General features: G+C 60.0%; 17 protein-coding genes. 5 read left to right on the top strand and 12 right to left on the bottom strand.

What is annotated here, in order from left to right:
• Positions 1 to 39 precede the first annotated feature (39 nt).
• On the top strand, positions 40 to 1,854 hold the full coding sequence (locus ACXAIC_RS05250; RefSeq protein ID WP_475174386.1) for an adenylate/guanylate cyclase domain-containing protein: 1,815 nt from the start codon (positions 40 to 42) through the stop codon (positions 1,852 to 1,854).
• A gap of 73 nt (positions 1,855 to 1,927) precedes the next feature.
• Here ACXAIC_RS05250 and ACXAIC_RS05245 read toward each other — a convergent pair whose 3' ends face one another.
• Positions 1,928 to 2,236, bottom strand: coding sequence for a phosphopantetheine-binding protein (locus tag ACXAIC_RS05245; protein ID WP_475174383.1), 309 nt, complete (start codon positions 2,234 to 2,236; stop codon positions 1,928 to 1,930).
• A gap of 724 nt (positions 2,237 to 2,960) precedes the next feature.
• Here ACXAIC_RS05245 and ACXAIC_RS05240 point away from each other — a divergent pair.
• The gene (locus ACXAIC_RS05240; protein WP_475174381.1) at positions 2,961 to 4,454 is read left to right on the top strand and encodes a peroxidase family protein; all 1,494 of its coding nucleotides are present in this window, start codon (positions 2,961 to 2,963) and stop codon (positions 4,452 to 4,454) included.
• Between the two features lie 217 nt (positions 4,455 to 4,671).
• Here the strand turns inward: ACXAIC_RS05240 and ACXAIC_RS05235 are convergent, their stop codons facing one another.
• From ACXAIC_RS05235 to ACXAIC_RS05210, 6 genes are all read right to left on the bottom strand, one after another.
• Complete coding sequence (locus tag ACXAIC_RS05235; protein ID WP_475174380.1) at positions 4,672 to 6,606, bottom strand: pentapeptide repeat-containing protein; 1,935 nt, start codon at positions 6,604 to 6,606, stop codon at positions 4,672 to 4,674.
• Positions 6,607 to 6,638: 32 nt separating this feature from the next.
• Positions 6,639 to 7,298, bottom strand: coding sequence for a hypothetical protein (locus ACXAIC_RS05230; RefSeq protein WP_475174377.1), 660 nt, complete (start codon positions 7,296 to 7,298; stop codon positions 6,639 to 6,641).
• Between the two features lie 127 nt (positions 7,299 to 7,425).
• A complete protein-coding gene (locus ACXAIC_RS05225) occupies positions 7,426 to 8,028 on the bottom strand; it encodes a hypothetical protein (RefSeq protein ID WP_475174374.1) in 603 nt (200 codons plus the stop codon).
• Entirely contained in the window at positions 8,003 to 9,184 is a 1,182-nt protein-coding gene (locus ACXAIC_RS05220; RefSeq protein ID WP_475174371.1) for a hypothetical protein, read from the bottom strand. Before ACXAIC_RS05220 ends, ACXAIC_RS05225 begins: the two co-directional genes overlap by 26 nt.
• Before the next feature lie 348 nt (positions 9,185 to 9,532).
• Positions 9,533 to 10,918, bottom strand: coding sequence for a homospermidine synthase (locus ACXAIC_RS05215; protein WP_475174604.1), 1,386 nt, complete (start codon positions 10,916 to 10,918; stop codon positions 9,533 to 9,535).
• A gap of 777 nt (positions 10,919 to 11,695) precedes the next feature.
• Complete coding sequence (locus ACXAIC_RS05210; RefSeq protein WP_475174368.1) at positions 11,696 to 12,826, bottom strand: type III PLP-dependent enzyme; 1,131 nt, start codon at positions 12,824 to 12,826, stop codon at positions 11,696 to 11,698.
• A gap of 630 nt (positions 12,827 to 13,456) precedes the next feature.
• On the opposite strand from ACXAIC_RS05210, the gene ACXAIC_RS05205 reads away from it, so the two are divergent.
• A complete protein-coding gene (locus ACXAIC_RS05205) occupies positions 13,457 to 14,008 on the top strand; it encodes a thioredoxin family protein (RefSeq protein WP_475174601.1) in 552 nt (183 codons plus the stop codon).
• A 67-nt stretch (positions 14,009 to 14,075) separates the two neighbouring features.
• Here ACXAIC_RS05205 and ACXAIC_RS05200 read toward each other — a convergent pair whose 3' ends face one another.
• Positions 14,076 to 15,077 carry a hypothetical protein gene (locus ACXAIC_RS05200; protein WP_475174365.1) on the bottom strand — a complete coding sequence of 334 codons (1,002 nt, stop codon included), beginning with the start codon at positions 15,075 to 15,077 and terminating at the stop codon, positions 14,076 to 14,078.
• A 155-nt stretch (positions 15,078 to 15,232) separates the two neighbouring features.
• Positions 15,233 to 16,231 carry an EF-hand domain-containing protein gene (locus ACXAIC_RS05195; protein ID WP_475174362.1) on the bottom strand — a complete coding sequence of 333 codons (999 nt, stop codon included), beginning with the start codon at positions 16,229 to 16,231 and terminating at the stop codon, positions 15,233 to 15,235.
• Between the two features lie 266 nt (positions 16,232 to 16,497).
• On the opposite strand from ACXAIC_RS05195, the gene ACXAIC_RS05190 reads away from it, so the two are divergent.
• Positions 16,498 to 17,226 carry a response regulator gene (locus ACXAIC_RS05190; protein ID WP_475174360.1) on the top strand — a complete coding sequence of 243 codons (729 nt, stop codon included), beginning with the start codon at positions 16,498 to 16,500 and terminating at the stop codon, positions 17,224 to 17,226.
• Positions 17,223 to 18,671 carry an ATP-binding protein gene (locus ACXAIC_RS05185; protein WP_475174358.1) on the top strand — a complete coding sequence of 483 codons (1,449 nt, stop codon included), beginning with the start codon at positions 17,223 to 17,225 and terminating at the stop codon, positions 18,669 to 18,671. The genes ACXAIC_RS05190 and ACXAIC_RS05185 overlap by 4 nt, the downstream gene beginning before the upstream one ends.
• 12 nt (positions 18,672 to 18,683) lie before the next feature.
• Here ACXAIC_RS05185 and ACXAIC_RS05180 read toward each other — a convergent pair whose 3' ends face one another.
• The 3 genes from ACXAIC_RS05180 to ACXAIC_RS05170 form a co-directional block, all read right to left on the bottom strand.
• Entirely contained in the window at positions 18,684 to 19,094 is a 411-nt protein-coding gene (locus ACXAIC_RS05180) for a (R)-mandelonitrile lyase (RefSeq protein ID WP_475174356.1), read from the bottom strand.
• A gap of 183 nt (positions 19,095 to 19,277) precedes the next feature.
• Entirely contained in the window at positions 19,278 to 19,622 is a 345-nt protein-coding gene (locus ACXAIC_RS05175; protein WP_475174355.1) for an antibiotic biosynthesis monooxygenase family protein, read from the bottom strand.
• The gene (locus ACXAIC_RS05170; RefSeq protein WP_475174352.1) at positions 19,619 to 19,951 is read right to left on the bottom strand and encodes an NIPSNAP family protein; all 333 of its coding nucleotides are present in this window, start codon (positions 19,949 to 19,951) and stop codon (positions 19,619 to 19,621) included. Before ACXAIC_RS05170 ends, ACXAIC_RS05175 begins: the two co-directional genes overlap by 4 nt.
• Between the last annotated feature and the right edge of the window lie 27 nt (positions 19,952 to 19,978).

Below are 19,978 nucleotides of genomic sequence, written 5' to 3'. Positions count from 1 at the left end.
TTTCGGGGTCTTTTTTGTCCGCCTGCTGGGGCCTGTCCCGTGATTCGACGCAACAAGCTTTTCATTACACCCACCCTGGCAACAGTGATCGGAACCTTTGTGGTGCTCACCGCAGCATCAATCCTGATCATCCAGGCCTTTACCTCGCAAAGAGTGATCCGGGAACTGGGCGGCGGGCTTGTGGATTTGGGGATCGATTCCGCAGAAGCCGCCTTTGCCGAACAGCTTCAGGCCGTTCTGGAGACCGGCGACTACACCAAGGCAAGCTGGGCGGCCCGGGAACTGGCCTTTGAGGAACCCGGCCTCATGATCACCTATCTATATGGAGCCCTAGCGCCCCAGGACCGGGTATCCTTTCTGGTGCTCGTGAACGAGACCGGCCACGGCGTCGATGTCGACCGGGGGGACGCGGACGGAGATCTTTTGGGAGATGAACTGGATCTGGCAGAGGAATACGCAAGCCTCCTACCGCTCACAGAGAAAGCTGGCCGCCAGCAGCAGCCTTTCTGGAGCCCCCCGCTCTATATGCCGGAACGGGGGCACACCTATTTCGTCTATACCCAGCCACTCTACCGGGGCAGCACCTACAAGGGCAGTTTCATGGTCGGCATGTCACTGGAGCGGATCTCGGAAATCACCTGGCACATCTCCACCGACGACATCACTGTCTTCCTGATGGAAAAGGGCTCCCGCAACATTGTCGCCCACCCGCAACTTCACGAGAGCTTCGAGCATCTGAGCGCGGACAAGCCGCTTCTTCATGTCAGCCAGATCACCGACCTGTTTCTGGCCAACTATGACGAGATGAAGCGCATCCCCAACAAGGCCTATGATCTGGACGATACGCTGGAGCTGCGCAGCGGTTATGACCGGACCGGCAGCCGCAGGTTCATCATTGTCAGCAACAACGACAAGCCCCTGCTTGGCCTCCCGGCCCGGCTGGGGGTGCATTTTCCCTCTGAATTCCTGGACCAGCCGATCCACCAGCTGCTGTTTGCCCTTGTGATCGGGCTTTGCCTTCTCGTGCTCTCGCTGGGCGGAGCCGTGCTTCTGGCCCGCAGGATTGCAAGACCTGTGCAGCGGGCTTCAACGGCGGCAAAGGCAGTCGCCGGACTGAATTTGGACGATGTGAAACCCCTTCCCGCCTCCGTCATCCGGGAACTGGACGACCTCGCCCAGGGCTTCAACGCAATGGTGGGCGGCCTGACCGCTTTCAACCGCTATGTGCCGCACACTCTGGTGCGCAAACTGTTGCGAGAAGGCCGGGCCGAGGCCCCGCCGGAAGAACGCACCGTTGCGGTGCTCTTTACCGACATTGCCGGGTTCACGCCGGCCAGTGAAGGCATGTCCGCCAGCGAGACTGCGGACTTCCTGAACCATCACCTCTCCCTGCTCGGGGCCGAAATCACGAAGCAGAACGGCACAATCGACAAATATATCGGCGACAGCGTCATGGCCTTCTGGGGCGCTCCGGAACGTCTTGACGATCCGGCCCTGCCAGCCGCCAGGGCTGCCCTCGGCATGGCCACCGCCATCCGCGCGGACAATCAGGCCAGACAGGCGCGCGGCGCGCCGCCCGTCCGCATCCGCATCGGGCTTCATATGGGACCGCTGGTAGTAGGTGATATCGGGGCGCCCGAACGGGTCAACTACACGGTGATCGGCGATACGGTGAATGCGGCCGCCCGGCTGGAAAGCCTGGGCAAGGAAATCGACGCAGCTGCCGATATCGTCATTCTGGCCTCAGAGCAGATTGCCAGATCCTTGGGACCGGAGATCGCACAGGAACCGATTGGCCCGCAGCATGTCAAGGGCAAGGCCGCGGCGATCAATGTGGTCCGCCTCCTGATCTAGCGCGGACCGCTCTCATCCGGCGGCAAATCCGTTTGATTGCGGCCTGCCCTAAAGGACGGAAGCACCTGTCCGGTCAGGCGGGCTGAAGCACCTCTTCCACCTGCGGGCGGGCAGAAACGCTCCCCTGATCCGGGCTTACAAAACTCTCTAGGGCCTGGACAAATCGGCCGAAGGTCCATTCCCCATCCGGCAAATCCTGAGAGCGGAACGCGTCGTTGGGCAGGCAGATCCCAAGCTCCCGTTCCACAGCCATGATCAGGCCGATGGCATCCAGATCATCCGCCCCCAAACGCCCCAATGGCGTATCCGGCGTGATCACCCATGTCGCAAGGTTAAGATCCCGCGTAATAATACTTCTAATTTTCTCTGAAAATTCAGACATTTAATATCCACTACACTTTACTACGTATTCATTGTAAATACAGAAATCATCTAGCATCCCGCTTTGAAAAGCGCAATCCTGAGGGCTCTTCCGCCCGCCCAATCCCGCAAAGGAATGCGGCTATGGTTAAGGCGCTAAAGCCCTTTCCAGACGGATACGCCACCGAACCATATCAGGTGCAGACTTAATTAATACAATTTATTCTAGAATCTTACGCATTCATCCGTAGTCAAACTGTTATGTCGTTCGCGTTGAAATCTTTGATGTGAGACAATGAAAAACAAATCCAATCAAATACGATTTGCTTTCCAGAACTTTGGACGCAACCCTTCACGTCCCTCGTTCAGGTTTTGTGGGACACTGCCCAGCGGGCGGGATCGTCAAATTCAAAGTCAATCCGCAGCCGGCCGCTTGTGTTCTCGATCTGAATGCGCACCCGTTTGAACCGGTGTCCGGACCGCTCCGCGATCTTCTCCTGAAATACATAGCGTCATTCCGGCAGTCCTCTTCCCACAGAATGTTCAGGGTAGTTTTCACTTCAAAACGGGGAACTTATCAAACAAATACCGTATAAAAGACAGGCACTTGGCAATTATATTAAAATTTTACGTAGAGTAAAAAAATGAATTATGATAATTTGGAAGCGTGATTTTGATTGCGCGATTTATTTTCACTCTGAAATACAACCATTTTAATTCTATTCTAGATTTTACGGACGCGACAAATGACCCAAAAACTTAATATGAACCCCCACCACGGTGGTGCGGGACGCCATCCTACGCGCGCTTCTCTGGATACTTTGAGCGGCCATGACGATCCGGGCAAATTTGGACGGATGTTTCCCGGACTGCCCGCGCTCAACGTCGCAGATGAACCGCTGCAGGAACTGGCCCAGGCCATGGTCGACAATGACGAGCTGACCGGTGACAACGCCAACATTCCGGCAGGCTTTACCTATCTTGGCCAGTTTATCGACCATGACATCACCCTGGATCTGACCTCTCTGGGCGAAAAGGCACGCGATCCACAGGCCACGCAGAATTTCCGCAGCCCAAGCCTTGATCTCGACAGCGTCTATGGCAGGGGCCCGGACGGCAGCCCGCATATGTATGCGCGCAATCAGGAGGGCGGGCGCAACAAGAAGCTGCTTTTGGGCCGCACCACGCCCGTTCCCGGACCTGGCACATCCGCTTCTTTGCGCAATGATTTGCCGCGCAACCAGGAAGGCCACGCGCTGATTGGCGATCACCGCAACGATGAAAATCTGCTTGTGGCCCAGACCCATTTGAGTTTCCTGAAATTCCACAATGCGGTCATCGACATGCTCTCCGATGACGGGGTCGCCGAGGAAGACCAGTTCGACGAGGCCCGGCGGCTCGTGACCTGGCACTATCAATGGATCGTCCTGCACGACTTTCTGGGCCGCCTGACCATGCCTGGCATTGTCGACAAGATCCTGCATGACGGCCGCAAGTTCTACCGGTTCAAGAAACTGCCCTATATGCCGGTGGAATTTTCCGGCGCCGCTTACCGCTTAGGCCATTCCATGGTCCGGCAGGTTTACGATCACAACCGGATATTCACGGACACTAGCTTTCATCTCCTGTTCGGTTTCACCGGCCTGTCCGGCCAGATCGTCGGGGAGCTCGCGCCGCAGCCGCCAACCGGTCCGCTGCCCATTGCCAGCCTGCCGAGCAACTGGATCATCGACTGGCGCCGCTTCCATGAGGTGGATGCGGCTCATCCGCCGCAAGCCTCCCGCAAACTGGATGCGTTCCTGGCCAGGGAACTGCACCAGCTGCCGGGAAATGGCGGCAACCTGGCCTTTCGCAACCTCAAGCGCGGGGTCAATCTGGGCCTCCCCTCCGGCCAGATGATCGCGACGGCCATGGGCATTGCCGATCCGATGACGTCAGAGGAGATTGCCAGCGGTCCGGATGGCGCAGCTGCAAGGAAATTCGACCTGCATACCCAAACCCCGCTCTGGTATTACGTGCTCAAGGAAGCGGCCGTCAAAGGAGGCGGCGAACGGCTCGGCCCGGTCGGCTCGACCCTCATTTCCGAAGTTCTGGTCGGGCTGGTTCACGGGGACCATCAGTCCTATCTGTGGCAACGCGGGCCCAACTGGCGCCCAACCCTGCCCTCCCAAAAGCCCGGTGACTTTACCATGGCCGACATGCTCCGGTTCATGGGTGACATCAACCCAATCGGCGACTGACGCCGCCTGGCCTTGCGCCACATACCGCCGCAGCCCCGTCTGCGGCGGTGAGAGCGCATCGCGTTTCATTGAATTCAGACTTTTTCAGATTTCGCGTTCGAGGCACAGCCGAGAGACAGGGAAATCAGAACCCGTTTAAACGCGATTTGCCTATAGACATTTGCCGGTCAAGCCTGCTGTCTCCGCTCAAAACGGACCTGCGGCCTGCCCCTTGCACCTATTCGCCTTCAGCCGGCCCGGACCAGTTGCATCCAGCCGGCGGCGCAATCGGCTCCACCAGCTCGAACCCTTCGGGCGCAACACCTTGGCGCTCCCTATGAGCCCTTCCGTTCCAGAACGTGCGATTGTCTTTCAGGGGCGAACTTTCCAGCCAGCCCCGCCAGCGGGCCCAATAGTCCCGGTCGGACAGAACCTCTCCGGCACTGGCCCATTGGCAGGGTCGCGCCACCCCATCCGGCAAGATCACGGACCCGTCCCCAAAGCTGTTTTTAAAGTCCAGGTTCTTCGTGCCGCTGAAATCCGCATAGCGCAGCGCGGAACCGGGAAAACGGACATTTGAGATCCGGGTGCCGTAAAAGGACAATGGTGCCTCAGCTGTTCCGGCCAGCCGCGTCGCTTTAAACTCGACATCAGACAGACGCGCTTGCAGCCAGCGGGTCTCTGCCAGAGTCGATAGAAAAAAACCAACCTCTTCAAGATGCGCCCCGTCGAAGCGCGCGGCGGTGAAGTCGTCTTGCAAGAGGGAGATATCAAAAAGGTGTGCGCCGGAAAAGTCGGCCTGTTTCAAATGCGCTTCAGCTATGTAGGAGTCCCGCCATGTCACCTGTCGGAAGTTGCCTTCGGACAGCTGGCCGCCATTTATCGACACATCCTCAAGTTCCGCCTTTTGAAACTGAACGCCCCTCATATATGATCCAAAGATCGTGACTCCGGTCATCCGCGCCTCGCTGAAGTCAGCAAGATCCGCTCTCATGCTGGTTATGCGCGTGTCGTCGATCCGCACCCGCCGCAAACTGGCGCCCTGAACTTTCGAATCGCTCAAAAATGCGCGGGACAGATCCGCATCATCAAGGGAGCTGAACCGCAATTTTGCGGCTCCCAAATTGGCCTGCCTGAAGTCCGCCCCGCGCATGTCCGCCCTGTCGAAACGCGCATGCACAAAGTGACCGCCCATCAGGTGTGCGTTGCGCAAGGAGGCTCCGGAAAAGTCCGTTACCCTCTTGGGCCTGTCCAAAAAATACGTTCCTGCAGAGACCAGAATGAGACTGGCGCCATCCAGATGCGCCCGCCGCAGGTCCCGCTCCGTCAAGCGCGGGCGGCCAAAAGCGGCGATCTGCTGGCGCTGAAGGTCCCGCCATTCCGTGTACTTCAGTTTGCCCTCATTGACATCGCTGAAGGGAATCTGGGTCGTTTCACACTTGGAAAGGTTCGCGCACCACATGTCCAGAAAAAGGCCGGCCACCGTTTCAGACGGCAGGGGCCCGTCCGGAACTTTGGTAAAGGTGGCACCATCCAGCTTTGCCCTGGCGGGCCGGATCAGGTCCCAGAACGCGGAGACCTGGTCCCACCCGGCTTGAGAACGCATAGCCACCTCCTCCGTCGCCGCCCCGTCCTCGATCCTCGCCTGAAAGAGATCGTATTCGGTCTTGAGAAGGGAGAGCCCGGCCACCGCAGCCAGAAGGCAGATAGAAAATGCTCTTGAGACTGGCGGCAAGACCTGCCCGGGCAGTTCCCCGTCCCGGTCCGGTGCGTACAGCACCTTCTGGGCAGCGGCACAGGCCAGAACAAAACACACCCCCTGAAGCAGGGTCAGCCACACTTCATGCGCTGGCAGGGACCGCCACCAAAACGCCGCCAGAACCAGAGGCCCAGCGCCCAGGGCCACAGCCTTGAAAGCGCCCTTACAGTCTGCCAGTCCTGGCACCACCCCCGCATAGGACACAAGAACAGCCAGCGGCGCCAGCGCAAAGAAAAGGAAAACCATGACTTCGACAGAAAAGAGCGGCAAGCGGAAGGACGATCCAAAGACAAAAAACGACGCATCGCTCACTCCGGCAAGCGCAAAGCAGCTTCCTGCCAGGATGAGCCCATGCAGCGCCGCCAGCACTGGAAAGAGACGCTTGTGGCGGAAGAAAGGCCTACTTATGAACATAAAGTCTTCCCATTCCCAGACCTTGCAGCTCCTCAAAACCTAGGCCGCAAACGCTCCCGCATCGCCTTCAGATTTGCCGAAGTCACCGCCCAGCGTTTCGGGTCCTCAAACTCGAAGTCAATCCGGATCTGTCCGGGCTCTTCCCCCATCTGCAGAAGCAGCTGGCAAAAGCTCTGGCCGAGAGTCTCCACCATGTTGGTACTCAATTTGCGGACTTTGCCAGACAGCAGTTTCGGGTTTTCGGACAGGCGCGCAGAAAACGCCTGGACAGTGCCGTCCTTGTAAAGAAATCCGGAATTGGCAAGGCTCCCGCCGTCGATATCAAAGACGAGCGCCAGGCTCTCCCACCCGTCCAGTTTCCTGTCGGCACAGATGCGCACCGCCTCTGCAATCGTGGTAACAAGATCATCGCCGGAGCCGTGCTGTATGCTTTTTTCAGGGCGGCTGCCTCCGCCAGGGCCGGGGCGCTCCCCAAAGCCTGTGCCGGTTTCAGTGTTTGCGCCAGCAGGGGAGCCTGCGTCTGCGCCATGGCCAGCGTCAGGTCCAGCATCAAGGCCAATGTCTCCGTCAGTCACATTCCCAGTCTCGTCACCAGTCCCGTTTCTGGCGTCAGCGTCGGCCTCCTGCAGGCTCCGGGCCCCGACGTCTGCCCGCGTTCCGCGTTTCTTTGAAAAGGGCAATCTGAAAGCCATATGACTGTGTCCTCGGTCAGAATTGAAAAGAAATACCGCACCTGTCTTTGGACAGAGGCCCCCGGTCCACATCCACGGAGCTGATCCATGGAGCGCATCACAGCGGGCTGGAACCGCGGCGCTTCCGTCAAAAGACAGGCCTCAGCGTTTCGCGCATTTTCCGCAAGTTGCGTGGATTGATGGACCACCTGTCCCGATCATCAAACTCGAAATCAATGCGGATCCGCTTGGAGCTCCGCTCCATCTGGATCAGAAGCTGCAGGAAAGTATTGCTGGTCGCAGTGGTCAAAAACTCTCTGAATTCGACAACCTTGTTATCCAGCCACAGAGGAGCTTCGGACAATTCAGCTGAGAATGCCGCAATCATTTCGCCGTGATAGAGATATCCTTGGTTGCTCAAAAAGCCATCTCCGACGGTGTAAACTTGGGCCAGACTGTCCCAGCTCTCCAGTCCCCGCTCAGTGCATTTGCGGTCGGCACAGATGAACAGCGCCTCGCCGATGGCGTTGACATACGCATCTCCTGGCTCAAGCTCCGGCTTTGCTGAGGCCCCCTTGTCTGCACCCGGCTCCATAGCGCCAGGTCGCGTGCCGCCACCAGACGCCTTGCGGTTCCTGAAAAACGGAAATTTGAATGGCATTCCTGAACCTCCCCTGAAAGACAATTGACAGTTTGAGGCCATCCCCCTCAAGAGGACCGGCCGCTCACTCAAGTTCGCGGCCGCCGACATAGGTCTTGCCCAGATACCGGTAGATCAGGCGCGGCGCGATGGGCTTGCCCTCCAGGGCGGTGAAGCGGATGAGGCCATTCTGGACGGTGTAGGTTCCTGCATTGGCGCTCTTGCCGCCACCTGCAAACCCTCCGCCGCCGGCAAACGCCCCGCTGGTGCTGAGGGCCGTATTGGAGGTGTAGCTGCCGTTTTCAAACAACCGGATGGCCGAAGAGGCAGCCGTGGCGCCGGAGACACCGGAACCGGGGGTAAATCCGCCGAACATCATGCTGGAGGCAACCCCCGCAACCTTGCTGCCATCGGGCAGCACCTCGGCCTTGATCATATCCCGCTTCCCGAGCTTCCAGCCACCACCGGACAAGGGTGTCATCTCCTCGGTTCGCCCGCTCGCATAGGTCAACAGGACAGTGCGCCCGCGCTCCTCATAAACGCCAAAACGGGTCACCCCCTGCGCCAGCAGCCGGTCCGGGTCCAGCGGTGCCAGTCCCGCTGGCGGCGTGCCGTCGAAAAAATGGCCATCCTGCCAGAACACCAGCGTCTTGTAATTGGGGACCAGGGTCCCGGTGCCCCCTGCCCCAACACCAACTCCCATGGAATAGCCACGGAAGACACCGGAGAGCGATCCGGAGCGCGCGTCCGCCAACAGGGACGCAGCGCCCTCGCTGACAAATTGAAGGCTCCGCGTGAAAGGCTCGAAATAGCGCGTGGCCTTGTCGGCAGAGCCCGGCCCGGACCAGGTGACCCGGAAGGCGGCAAACTCATAGCGTTGCCGCAGCTCGACCGCGACGCCCACATAAATCTTCCGTCCGACGCTCCAGGCCGCCAGAAGCCCCGGGAACCCGGCGGTTTTCTCCGGTTTCGGCCCCACCTTGATCTCAAGCTCTGCCCGGTCTTCTTCGCTCAGCATTCCAGAAATCTTTTGCCGGAAAAAGGCTTCGAGACTGCCTTCTTTTGCCTGTCCGACACCAAGGTAAATCCGGCAGCTCCTGCAGTCCTTCAGCCGAGCCCGTGGCAGCAGAACCTTGGTGCCTCGCTCAACTTTGCCCCCAGTCCAATTCTCCGGCATTTCATAAAGAACATTGCCGAACTGAAGCTGTTCCGCCTGGACGGGCAGGGAAAAACACAGGAAAAAAAGACAATACAAAATCGGTTTCATATTTCGATCCGAATGTGACACGGGACATTCGGCATCGATTGCGGAAAAGCGAGGCTAATTTGTGCCGATTGAAATTTTTGACAATCAACTTTTCTCGAGCAGACGGTTCGACACATCCGCCTGAAGCCCCCCTGACGGTTTTACCGGTTTGATCCGGAGCGCACGGCGCGATCAAAGACCATAGATTTCAAACGGTTAGATGGAATTTTGAGTTTCCAGATAAAGTCAGAGTATTCCGGAAAAAACAAACCCACCGCCAGCAGAGCCAGCAGTGGGAAACCAGTCCATTCGCAATCAGATACACCTGTAGCCATCCAGGTCCGGAGGACACTTTGAGGATGCTGTCCCCTACCGCACCAGTATATTGCGGAATTGCCAAGGGTCTTTCTTGTCCAGATCTTCCTTGAAGAAGCCCGGACGGCCGTCCAGCGGTGTCCAGCCGGTGTAATAGCCTTTCACCGGCCCAAGATACGGCATCTGGATTTCAAGGCAGCGCTTGTAATCCATCTCGTCGGTCTCAACGATCCCGGCCTCCGGGTTCTCCAGCGCCCAGACCATTCCGGCCAGAACCGCAGAGGTCACCTGAAGACCGGTCGCGTTCTGGCAAGGCGCCAGTTTGCGGGCGTCTTCCACCGACAGCTGCGACCCATACCAGTAGGCATTTTTCTTGTGGCCGTAGAGCAGAACCCCCAGCTCATCAATCCCGTCACGGATCTCCGCCTCGTCCAGCACATGCAGCGTATCCTGAACTTTTCCGGCGGCCCCGAACAACTCATCCAGAGACAGAACCGCATCATCGGAGGGGTGATAGGCATAGTGGCAGGTTGGCCGGTAAGTAACCTTCTTGCCGTCTTCGAGCGTGAAATAGTCGGCAATGGAGATGGCCTCGTTGTGGGTCACCAGAAAACCGAACTGGGCCCCCGGGGTCGGACACCAGGTCCGCACGCGCGTGGCGGCCCCGGCCTGTTCCAGATAGATCGCCGCGTTGCAACCCTTCTTGTGGCTCTTGGCGTTGGCCGGTTTCCATTTTTCATGGGTGCCCCAGCCAAGTTCCGCCGGCTGGAAGCCTTCCGACAGGAACCCTTCCACAGACCAGGTGTTGCGGAAGACGTTGGCCGGTTTGGGGTCCTTTGCCCGCTGGGTGTCGCGCTCGGCAATGTGAATGCCCTTGACGCCGGTCTTCTTCATCAGCTTGGCCCAGCCCTTGCGGTCAGACGGCTCCTTGAATGTCACGCCGGTTTCTGTGGCCACATCCACCAGCGCCTTTTTGACAAACCAGGACACCATGCCCGGATTGGCCCCGCAGCAAGAGACTGCCGTCGTGCCGCCGGGCTTCTTTTTCTTCTCCTTGCGCACCGCTTCACGCAGGGCGTAGTTGGTCCGCTCGGCCGCCGAGGCCTTACCGTCGAAATAAAAGCCCGGCCAGGGTTCCACCACCGTGTCGATGTAAAGAACGCCAAGTTTGCGGCACAGTTTCATCAGGTCGAGAGAGGACGTGTCCACGGACAGATTGACCACAAAGCCCTGCCCTTCCCCTTCGCTCAAAAGCGGGGTCAGGATATCCTTGTAATTGTCCGGAGTGAGCGCAGCTTTTTCAAATTTATAGCCTTTACCGGTCACCAGTTCGGCGTCCGTGGCCACCGGATCAATCACCGTGACCCGGGTCTTGTCGAACTTGAAATGGCGTTCGATCAGCGGCAGCGTCCCCTTGCCGATGGAGCCAAAGCCGATCATCACGATCGGACCGGTGATCGTGCCGTGGACCGGATAGGCGGGCTTTTTGGCTGCAGGTCTGGCAGCAGAGGGTTTGGCAGAAGAGGGTTTGGCAGCGGCCGACTTGGCGGTTGCAGGCTTGGCGGGGGCAGGCTTCGCAGCAGCCGGTTTCTTCGCCGCAGCAGATTTGGAAGCAGCAGGTTTGGAAGCAGCCGGTTTTGCCACCGCAGGCTTGACTGAGGCTTTGGCCCTGGCTGGCTTTGCCACAGATGGCTTAGCTGCGGCCGGTTTCGGAGCAGAGGCCTTGGGCGCTGCAGATTTGGGCGCTGCCGCCTTTGTAGCAGACGGCTTGGGGGCAGCAGGTTTGGCCGCCTGTGGTTTGGTGGCCGCCGGCTTCGCGGATGCGGGCTTTGCGGCAGCCGGTTTTGCCGTAGCTTTCGCCGAAACCGGTTTGGCGGCTGGCGGTTTGGCAGCCGCCGTCTTCGTTGCTGCAGATTTCGCCGCTGCCGGTTTGGCTGCCGCAGGTTTCCGTTTTGCAGGCGCTTTTGGGGCCGGTTTTTTCGGCGTGCCGCCGTTGCTGCCGTCGGTCATCTTGTCGTCTCCGGTCTCTGCGCCGCCCTTCAAACGCCAAGGGTCCGGCAGGTCTTGTTCTCTTGCACAGAGGCGCACTTGTTGCGCCTTTCGCTAGAAGTGACCGGTTTTCCGACAGATTTCAAGCCCTGCTGCCTTTTTTTTACGGCACCGGGGTCTCCGGCGCCGCAACGCGGCTTTTTGCCGAGCTCAACGGATAGCATTCGATCAGATCACAAAGGATTCCAGCGGGGCGAATCCGTTGAAGCCGACAGACGAATAGGTCGTCGTATAGGCGCCGCAGGCTTCGATCAGCACCTTGTCGCCAATCGCCAGACTAACCGGCAACTCGTAAGGCGTCTTTTCGTAGAGCACATCAACACTGTCGCAGGTTGGGCCCGCCAGCACACAGGGCGCAGTACGATCCCCATCCCGGGGGGTGCGGATCGGATAGCGGATGGCCTCGTCCATGGTCTCGGCCAGACCGTGGAACTTGCCGATATCCAGATAGACCCAGCGGGTTTCTTCTCCCGTGGATTTTCTGGAGATCAGCACCACTTCGGCTTCAATCATGCCCGCATTGCCGACCATGCCCCGGCCCGGCTCTATGATGGTCGCAGGCAGCCGGTTGCCGAAATGACGGCACAGGGCCTGGAAGATTGCCTCACCATAGGTGGGCACGCCTGGCACGTCTTTCAGGTAGCGGGCGGGAAACCCGCCCCCCATATTGACCATTTTCAACGTGATGCCGCGTCGCGCGGTTTCTTGAAAGACCCCTGCCGCCATGGCGAGAGCGTGATCCCATGCGTCGAGGTTGGCTTGCTGGGAGCCGACGTGGAAGGACACCCCGTGAGCTGCAAGGCCGAGACGGTGGGCGTGTTCCAGGACGTCGGATGCCATGTCCGCATCGCAGCCGAATTTGCGCGATAGCGGCCATTCGGCCCCCGCACCGTCACACAGGACCCGGCAGAAGACACTTGCTCCAGGCGCTGCGCGGGCGATCTTTTCCACTTCTTCAATGCAGTCGACTGCAAAGAGCCGGACGCCATAGTCAAAGGCACGCGCAATGTCTTTTTCCTTCTTGATCGTATTGCCATAGGAAATCCGGCTTGCAGCCGCGCCGGTTGCCAGAACCAGTTCGATTTCACCCACGGAGGCACAGTCGAACGAGGATCCCAGCCGCTCCAGCAGCGCCAGGATTTCCGGGGCCGGGTTGGCCTTGACCGCGTAATAGACGGATGTGTCAGGCAGGGATTTGGCAAAGGCCTGAAAGTTCTCGCGCACAATGTCGAGATCGACCACCACGCAGGGGCCGTCCCCCTCCCGCTGGCGCAGAAAATCACGGATACGTTCACTCATGGGGAAGCCCCCTCTCACATCTGGCCACAGCCACGCGGCTATCGGCTGTCTGGCCGGCGCGCTGCAGGTCTCGTCGCAGGGTGCTGCGCAACGCACCGGGCCTCCCCCGGGATGGAACCGGAAGCCGGGTTGCGCGCAGCGACGGTTGGGCGACAGGGTCTTGATGACAGACCGTTGCGCTTTCCCGCGTCGGGAATGCCGTTGATTGGATCGGAGGAACCGAGCCGCACGTCGGGCAAGGAAGTAACAAGTGCCTCTTCAGTGACGCCGGAGATTGGAACCCCCGGCAGAGACCAAAAAAGCCCTCTTACGTCGTTGCTTTCAGCTGTACGGATCTGCTGCCCGCCCCTTGGCGGTTTGTTCTGGCAACAGCCCCTTAAGACGTGTTTCTCAAAAACACCCCATGAACAGCCACGGGCACGTGCGAATTTGGGCACTTGCTATATGCGCCCCTTCGCACCGGGACGCAAGTCAAAAAACGTCCCCCGGGCTTTTTCAAGAACCGTTGCAAGGGCCCTCGGCACAACTGCCTTGAAACAGCTGCGTTAAAAGCCGACACTGCCCGGGAAAGAAAACGTGGCGCCCAGCTACCTCTGGGGCCGGAAAGCGTTCAAGATCCGGGAGGACCCCATGGCAGCTCTCAACCCGCCTGTCTGCGACTTCGGCTGGCATGCGCCTCAATTCGCCCTGCCCGGAACCGATGGCGGGCACCACACCTTGACGGAACTGGCCGGGGAAAACGGTACATTGGTGATGTTCATCTGCAACCATTGCCCGTTTGTGCTGGCCATTCTCGACAAGATCATCCGAGATGCCCAGGACCTGAAACCCCTTGGGATCGGTGTCGCGGCCATCTGCTCAAATGATGCAGAGGCCTATCCGGCCGACGGCTTTGACAACATGCGGGACATGGCCGAGCGCCATGCTTTTCCGTTCCGCTATCTGCACGATGCGGATCAGAGCGTTGCCAGAAGCTACGGCGCGGTCTGCACGCCGGATTTCTTCGGTTTCAATTCTGCACTTGGCCTGCAATACCGGGGCCGCCTGGATGCCACCCGCATGAACGCCTCTTCACAGAACCTGCGCCGGGACCTTTATGAGGCCATGGTGCAGATTGCCGCAAGTGGACGGGGGCCGGACGAGCAGATCCCGTCCATCGGCTGTTCCATAAAGTGGCGTTAAAGGCAGGTGGCGCTAACGGCCATCCGGGCCGAAAGAGGCAAGAGAAAGCTCCACGCCAAATGCTGTGTCAGTCCAGTTTGTCCAGGAGAGGACGCAAGGCCGGATGGATGTGCGGGCTGTCCTCGCGGATAAAGCGCAGCAAAGCCTTTTCATTTTCGTGTAAGACGCCGTCGCGGCCAATTCGTTCCACAAGCCAGGAGGCCTCGTCTTCGGTTACAACCTCATTTGCGGCAATCTCGGCTGCCATCGCGGCGCCCCGAGCAGCAGATGGGTCCGTGTCCTGCGCATGAGCCTCCCAGACCCCGCGGGCACCGCCACTGAACATGCTGCGGAAAAATCCGCCAAGACCACCTTCAAAGCCGCCGGGTTTGTCCAGCCAATCCTCCCGGGCCAAGGCAACTTCGCGCGCAGGCGGGGTGAACCCGGACAGCGCCATCATGTGATTGGCAACCGCCTTGGTGAACAGCTCCGACCAGGCCGGAGCATTTTCGGCCTCAATGGTCGCATCGTTCAAGTCAAAAAGAATGTCTGCCTCTGCCCGTGACACGGCCAGTCCGCCGCACCCCGCCCCGGCATAAAGCACCCGGCGCAGCAGCTCAACTTCACCATCAGAAATAACACCCGGCTTGAGGTCGGACCCGGCACGGGTGGCGCCCTTGCCCGACAGGACCGACTGGGCCACGGTTTTCAGGGCAAACTGTTCCAGTCGTTCCGGCGCTTGCCGCGCCTTTTCCAGAACATTCAGTACAGCATCCAGTTCCGAACGGACACAGACATGACCGTCTGCCGTGATCTGGCCGATCAGCCACTGCGCATTCTCCTCGGAGACATAGCCTTCCGGCCGCGCCTGATTGACCAGAATATCGGCAATGGCTTCAGGAAAAAGCTCGTACCAGGCCGGAGCATAGGCAAGCCCGGCCGTGTTCAGGCGAAAGAGCGCCGCCCCTTCTTCGAGCGAGACAACCATGTCGCCGTAGATATAGCGGCGAAGCATGATCACATCGTCTTCCCCCACATGCCCGTCGGCAAGTTTCGCTGCGACAAATGCGTTCAGATCCGGCTTGGTCATCCATTCCCCCTGATGACGGGTCCCGTTTGGTCGTTCCGGCGGGCCTTGTAACGGGAAATCCTTGAAATTCCCGTAACGGAACGGTTTGCGGACACACAAAGCCACGGCCCGGGGTCCCCCGGGCCGTGGCAAAACTGTCTCTCAGGTGACCTGGCTCAGCCGCGCTGTTTCCAAGGCGCACCGTCTTTCGGGCCCCCCTTCCGGCCGCCTTTGAAATCGGCCTTGGTGATGACACCGTCGCCGTTCCGGTCGGCCCGTTCCATCATGCGCTCAAGCTGCCGGCCGGCTTCCTCTTCCGTCAGCCCCAGGCTGCCATCGGCATCTGCCCGCTGAAACATATGCACAATGCGCTGATTGTTGAGTTCCAGCCACAGCGGCCCGAAAGTCTCCAGCGTGAAGGAGCCGCTGCCATCGGTGTCCGCAAGGGCAAACAAGTCCGCCCGGCGGGCATCAAATTCCTCCCGCGAGACAGAGCCGGTGCCGTCCGTGTCGAAGAGGGCCATGAACATGCGTGCCGGTCCACCGCGGCCCTGATGCGGGCCACCCCGGCCCATCCGCTTTCCTGCCTCCGCCCGGCGCTCGGGTTTGCCCGCCTTTGCAGGCTGGTCCGGCTTGCCGTCCCGGGCGGCGGCTGCGTCCGCACTGCGCGGCCCGCGCACCCGTTCCACGGCGCCATTGCCATCCTTGTCCAGCCGGCTGAATATCCGGTTCGCAACCTTGTCGGCCTCGGCCTGGGTCACGGAGCCATCGCCATCCCGGTCCAGAAACTGGAAGGCCCGAACCATTCGGTCGCGCGAGCGCTCCAGGAACTGCGCCTTGAATTCTTCCAGGCTGATCTCGCCGTTGCCATCCGTGTCGGCACTGGCAAAGTCCCGGGTCTTGATCTCAAGGATCTCTTCCTTTGTGATAACGCCATCCTGATCGGCGTCGAAACGCTCAAACAGGCGCTCGGCGCGCGCACCACGTCCCGGGCCGCGTTTTCCGCGCCAGTCCCCCATATGAGCAAATGCCGGTGCAAACGCCGGTTCCATCTGCCCGCCCCCGTCCCTGGCTGCAGGCGCGCCCTGGGCCATGGCGGGAAGACCGGCGGTCAGCGCCGTGCCTGCGACACTGGCAGCCAAAGCAGCAATTGCAAACGTCTTGAACGGTTTCATTCCAACAACTCCTCGGTTTGTCTATGCGCTGAAGGTAGGTGGCAATTGTCGCAGGAATACCCGCCAAAAGGACGGGAAGTGTCCCCAACTGTCCCGCTGGGCGCCAACGATACATTTTGATACAAGTTCCCGGCGCAAACGGCTGCTGGAGCGCTTATTCTTGTTGCGGAAACAACGGCCTCGCCTCTGTGCTCGTCACAGCCGGACAGCAGACGCGCAGACCGAATGAAGACGCCCCGTCAAGGGCACGCCGACTGGAGAACCTTGTGAGCGAACCGAGCCCGCATATTCTTGTGGTGGATGACCACCGTGATATCCGCGAAACCCTGGCCCGTTATCTGATCAAGAACGGCCTGCGCGCGACAACGGCCGAAAACGCCGCCCATGCACGCAAGACCCTGAAGGCGGCCGCCATTGATCTGGTCGTACTCGACATCATGATGCCGGGGGAAGATGGCCTGTCCCTATGCCGGCATCTGGTGGAAACCGGATCCCTTCCCGTCATTCTGCTCACCGCCATGGCCGATGACACGGACCGGGTGATCGGGCTGGAGATCGGGGCGGATGACTATGTCACCAAGCCGTTCAACCCCCGCGAATTGCTCGCCAGGATCCGCGCCGTCCTGCGGCGCACCTCGCTGGCACCCAAGGAACGCGATCCGATCGACCAGGATAATCTGTGTTTCGACGGTTGGTCGCTGAATGTCTCCCGGCGCGAACTTGCCGATCCACAAGGGGCCGAGGTGCCCTTGTCCAGTGGCGAATTCCAGCTGCTCTGCGCCTTCTTGAAACGCCCAAAAATGGTCCTGAACCGGGACCAGCTCATGGACCTGACAACGGGCCGGACCCCGGCGGTCTTTGACAGGTCCATCGACAATCAGGTCTCCCGCCTGCGCCGCAAGATCGAGACCGATCCGAAAGACCCCAAACTGATCAAGACCGTCTGGGGCGGCGGCTATATGTTCACCGCCGACGTGAAAGACACCAGCGCATGACACAGGCAGAACTTGCCCCCGCCCCCGGGAACGAATTGTTCGGCAGCCTGTGGCCGCGTTCTCTCGCCTCCCAGCTGAGCATCCTGCTGGTGACCGCGATTTTTGCGGCCCAGGCCTTCAACATCTGGATTTTTCACGACGAGCGCCGGATTGCCCTGGTGGCGGCAGCGCGGGACAATATCCTGGCCCGGGCGGCCTCAATTGCAGAATTGCTGGGGGAAACACCTCCCGGCCTTCAAAACAGGATCCTGGACGCCAGCAGCAGCCGGTTTGCCGCCTTCTGGCTGGGGGACACGCCGCTGGCACAGAAAGCCGGGCAGTCTCGGATCGAAGTCCGGCTTCAGGACCTCATCACAGAGCGGCTCACCCATGGACAGGCGGTCCATATCAATATCCTGTCGGATGAAAAACGCGGGCCGAACCAAACAGCGCCCCGTGCCGAAACCCCGCCAAGCTGGCGCTCCGTGCCGCGCAGCGAGCGGCCGCGCAACCTGCGCCGGATCATGAACAAACCGGAAGACCTGTCCCTGTCTATCCGCATGCAGGACGGCCGCTGGCTGAATGTGGCCACCAGCTACCGTCCGCCCAAGGGCGCCTTCCGTTCGCTGCTTGTGCAACTGGGCGTGACTTGTCTGGTCACGGTGCTGATCATTGTTCTGGCTGTACGGCGGGTAACCCGGCCCCTGAAGGAGCTGGCGGTGTCGGCTGAAAAACTCGGCCGCGGCGAAGAACAGGCGCCGCTGACCCCGAGCGGTCCAGCTGAGATCCGGGCCCTAACGTCTTCCTTCAATGACATGCAGGACCGGCTGACACGGTTCGTGAAGGACCGCACGCGCATGCTGGCGGCGATCAGCCATGACCTGCGCACCCCGATCACCTCCCTGCGCATCCGGGCGGAATTCATCGAGGATGAGGAAAACCGCGACAAGATCATCGAAACGCTCGAGGAAATGGCGGCCATGACCGAGGCAACCTTGCGGTTTGCCAAAGACGAAGCCCACGCGGAAACCGCCGAGGACACGGATCTCGCAGCCATACTGGAGCGTCTGGGTGCGGAGTTTGCCGATCTTGGAGAAGAGTGCGGTATTCCCACCGGCCCGGATCTCACCCTCTCCTGCCGTCCCATGGCACTGAAACGCGCCCTGCGCAACCTGATCGAAAACGGACTCCGCTATGGCCACCGCGTCCAGGTGGAGGGCACCAGAACGGCGGATGACATTCTGATCCGGGTGCTGGATGAAGGCCCCGGCATTCCGCAAGACCGGCTGAAGGATGTGTTTGAGCCCTTTGTGCGGCTGGATGATTCCCGCAATGAAGAAACCGGAGGCATCGGCCTGGGCCTTGCCATCACACGCTCGATCATCCACGCCCATGGCGGCACAATCACCCTGGCCAACCGGCCAGAGGGCGGACTGGTGGCAGAGGTCAAAGTGCCAGTCCGCTGAAATCAGGGGCGATCAGCCGGCCTTGGCATAGGTCGCGTCGTCAACCGCTTCCAGCCAGTCGGCCACCGATCCGTCCGCTTCCTCCTGCATGGCAAGATGCTCCATGGAGGTGGTGGGACCCGCCCCGTGCCAATGTTTTGCTCCCGGAGGGATCCAGATCACATCGCCGGGCAGGATCGGGAGCTTGTCCTGGCCCCAGAGCTGTACAAACCCGGCCCCTTGCAGAACCTGCAGCGTTTGGCCCAGCGGATGGGTGTGCCAATGGGTGCGTGCGCCGGGCTCAAAGGTCACCCGCAAGGCCCTGAGCCTTGCGGGCACTGGCGCTTCGATCACCGGGTCCTGCCAGACTGTGCCGGTGAAATACTCCGGATTGGCCTGCCGGCTAGGCCGGGACCCTGCCTTGTAAACGGTCAGAAAGCTCATGGGATCTCCTTGCCGGTTCATCTTTGGCACACACCGGCTGTTGTTGTCCGGCGTCCCGGTCAGTTGATCAGAACACGGCCCACACTGGCAAGGTAAATTCCGGCAAGGGTTCAGCCACTGCCTCCGCAATTGTCCGGTGCCGCTCAGACAAGCCTCACAGCCGCGCCCGCTTGCGAACATGCGTTATCCGTGCAGCGCCTTGCTGTCTTCCGGGGCTTCCTCGCGGCGCTCCATGCCGTAATCGCGCAGAACATGGGCAACCCGCAGCCGGTAGTCCTTAAAATAACTGCTGCGCCCGGCCTGCTGCGCCTTTCTGTGCGCTGTCAGCCGCCGCCACTCGGCCAGCGCCTCCTCATCGCGGAAAAAGGACAGCGACAGAAGCTTTTCAGGATTGGTCAGGCTCTGAAAGCGCTCGACGGATATAAATCCGTCGATCTGCTCTACGAGCGGGCGCATTTCCGCTGCCATATCCAGATAGTTTTGCTCCATGTCCCCCTTCGGGATCACTTCAAAAATCACGGCAATCACAAACGCTCTCCTCCCCGTCCATGCGGTGCGGAGGCCAGTTTCAAAAAGGTGCGGTCTTCCCGCAAGATGAATTTCTCCTTCTGGGCAAATTCATAATTTTCCCGTCCCAGCGGATCGGCCGCCAACCGGGCCCGATAAGCTTCATAGGCGGCCAGGTTCTCCACCGAATAGACCCCATAGGCCAGCGTCGTGGAGCCTTCATGGGGCGCGAAATAGCCGATAAGATCTGCGCCGCAGCGCGGGATCGCCTGGCCCCAGTTGCGCGCATAGAGCTCAAAGGCGGCTTTTTGGGCCGGGTCGATTTGGTAGCGGATGAAACAGGTGATCATGGCAAGCGTCCTTTTGATTTGCCGGTG

Source organism: Roseibium sp. AWQ4_254 (assembly GCF_056161025.1).
This window is presented reverse-complemented; position numbering and strand designations above follow the sequence as displayed.

Coding starts and splice junctions, on each gene's coding strand:
- ACXAIC_RS05245 (WP_475174383.1), bottom strand. CDS start 2,236: ATGTCTGAATTTTCAGAGAAAATTAGAAGTATTATTACGCGGGATCTT.
- ACXAIC_RS05240 (WP_475174381.1), top strand. CDS start 2,961: ATGACCCAAAAACTTAATATGAACCCCCACCACGGTGGTGCGGGACGC.
- ACXAIC_RS05235 (WP_475174380.1), bottom strand. CDS start 6,606: ATGTTCATAAGTAGGCCTTTCTTCCGCCACAAGCGTCTCTTTCCAGTG.
- ACXAIC_RS05230 (WP_475174377.1), bottom strand. CDS start 7,298: ATGGCTTTCAGATTGCCCTTTTCAAAGAAACGCGGAACGCGGGCAGAC.
- ACXAIC_RS05225 (WP_475174374.1), bottom strand. CDS start 8,028: ATGTCGGCGGCCGCGAACTTGAGTGAGCGGCCGGTCCTCTTGAGGGGG.
- ACXAIC_RS05220 (WP_475174371.1), bottom strand. CDS start 9,184: ATGAAACCGATTTTGTATTGTCTTTTTTTCCTGTGTTTTTCCCTGCCC.
- ACXAIC_RS05215 (WP_475174604.1), bottom strand. CDS start 10,918: ATGATCGGCTTTGGCTCCATCGGCAAGGGGACGCTGCCGCTGATCGAA.
- ACXAIC_RS05210 (WP_475174368.1), bottom strand. CDS start 12,826: ATGAGTGAACGTATCCGTGATTTTCTGCGCCAGCGGGAGGGGGACGGC.
- ACXAIC_RS05205 (WP_475174601.1), top strand. CDS start 13,457: ATGGCAGCTCTCAACCCGCCTGTCTGCGACTTCGGCTGGCATGCGCCT.
- ACXAIC_RS05200 (WP_475174365.1), bottom strand. CDS start 15,077: ATGACCAAGCCGGATCTGAACGCATTTGTCGCAGCGAAACTTGCCGAC.
- ACXAIC_RS05195 (WP_475174362.1), bottom strand. CDS start 16,231: ATGAAACCGTTCAAGACGTTTGCAATTGCTGCTTTGGCTGCCAGTGTC.
- ACXAIC_RS05185 (WP_475174358.1), top strand. CDS start 17,223: ATGACACAGGCAGAACTTGCCCCCGCCCCCGGGAACGAATTGTTCGGC.
- ACXAIC_RS05180 (WP_475174356.1), bottom strand. CDS start 19,094: ATGAGCTTTCTGACCGTTTACAAGGCAGGGTCCCGGCCTAGCCGGCAG.
- ACXAIC_RS05170 (WP_475174352.1), bottom strand. CDS start 19,951: ATGATCACCTGTTTCATCCGCTACCAAATCGACCCGGCCCAAAAAGCC.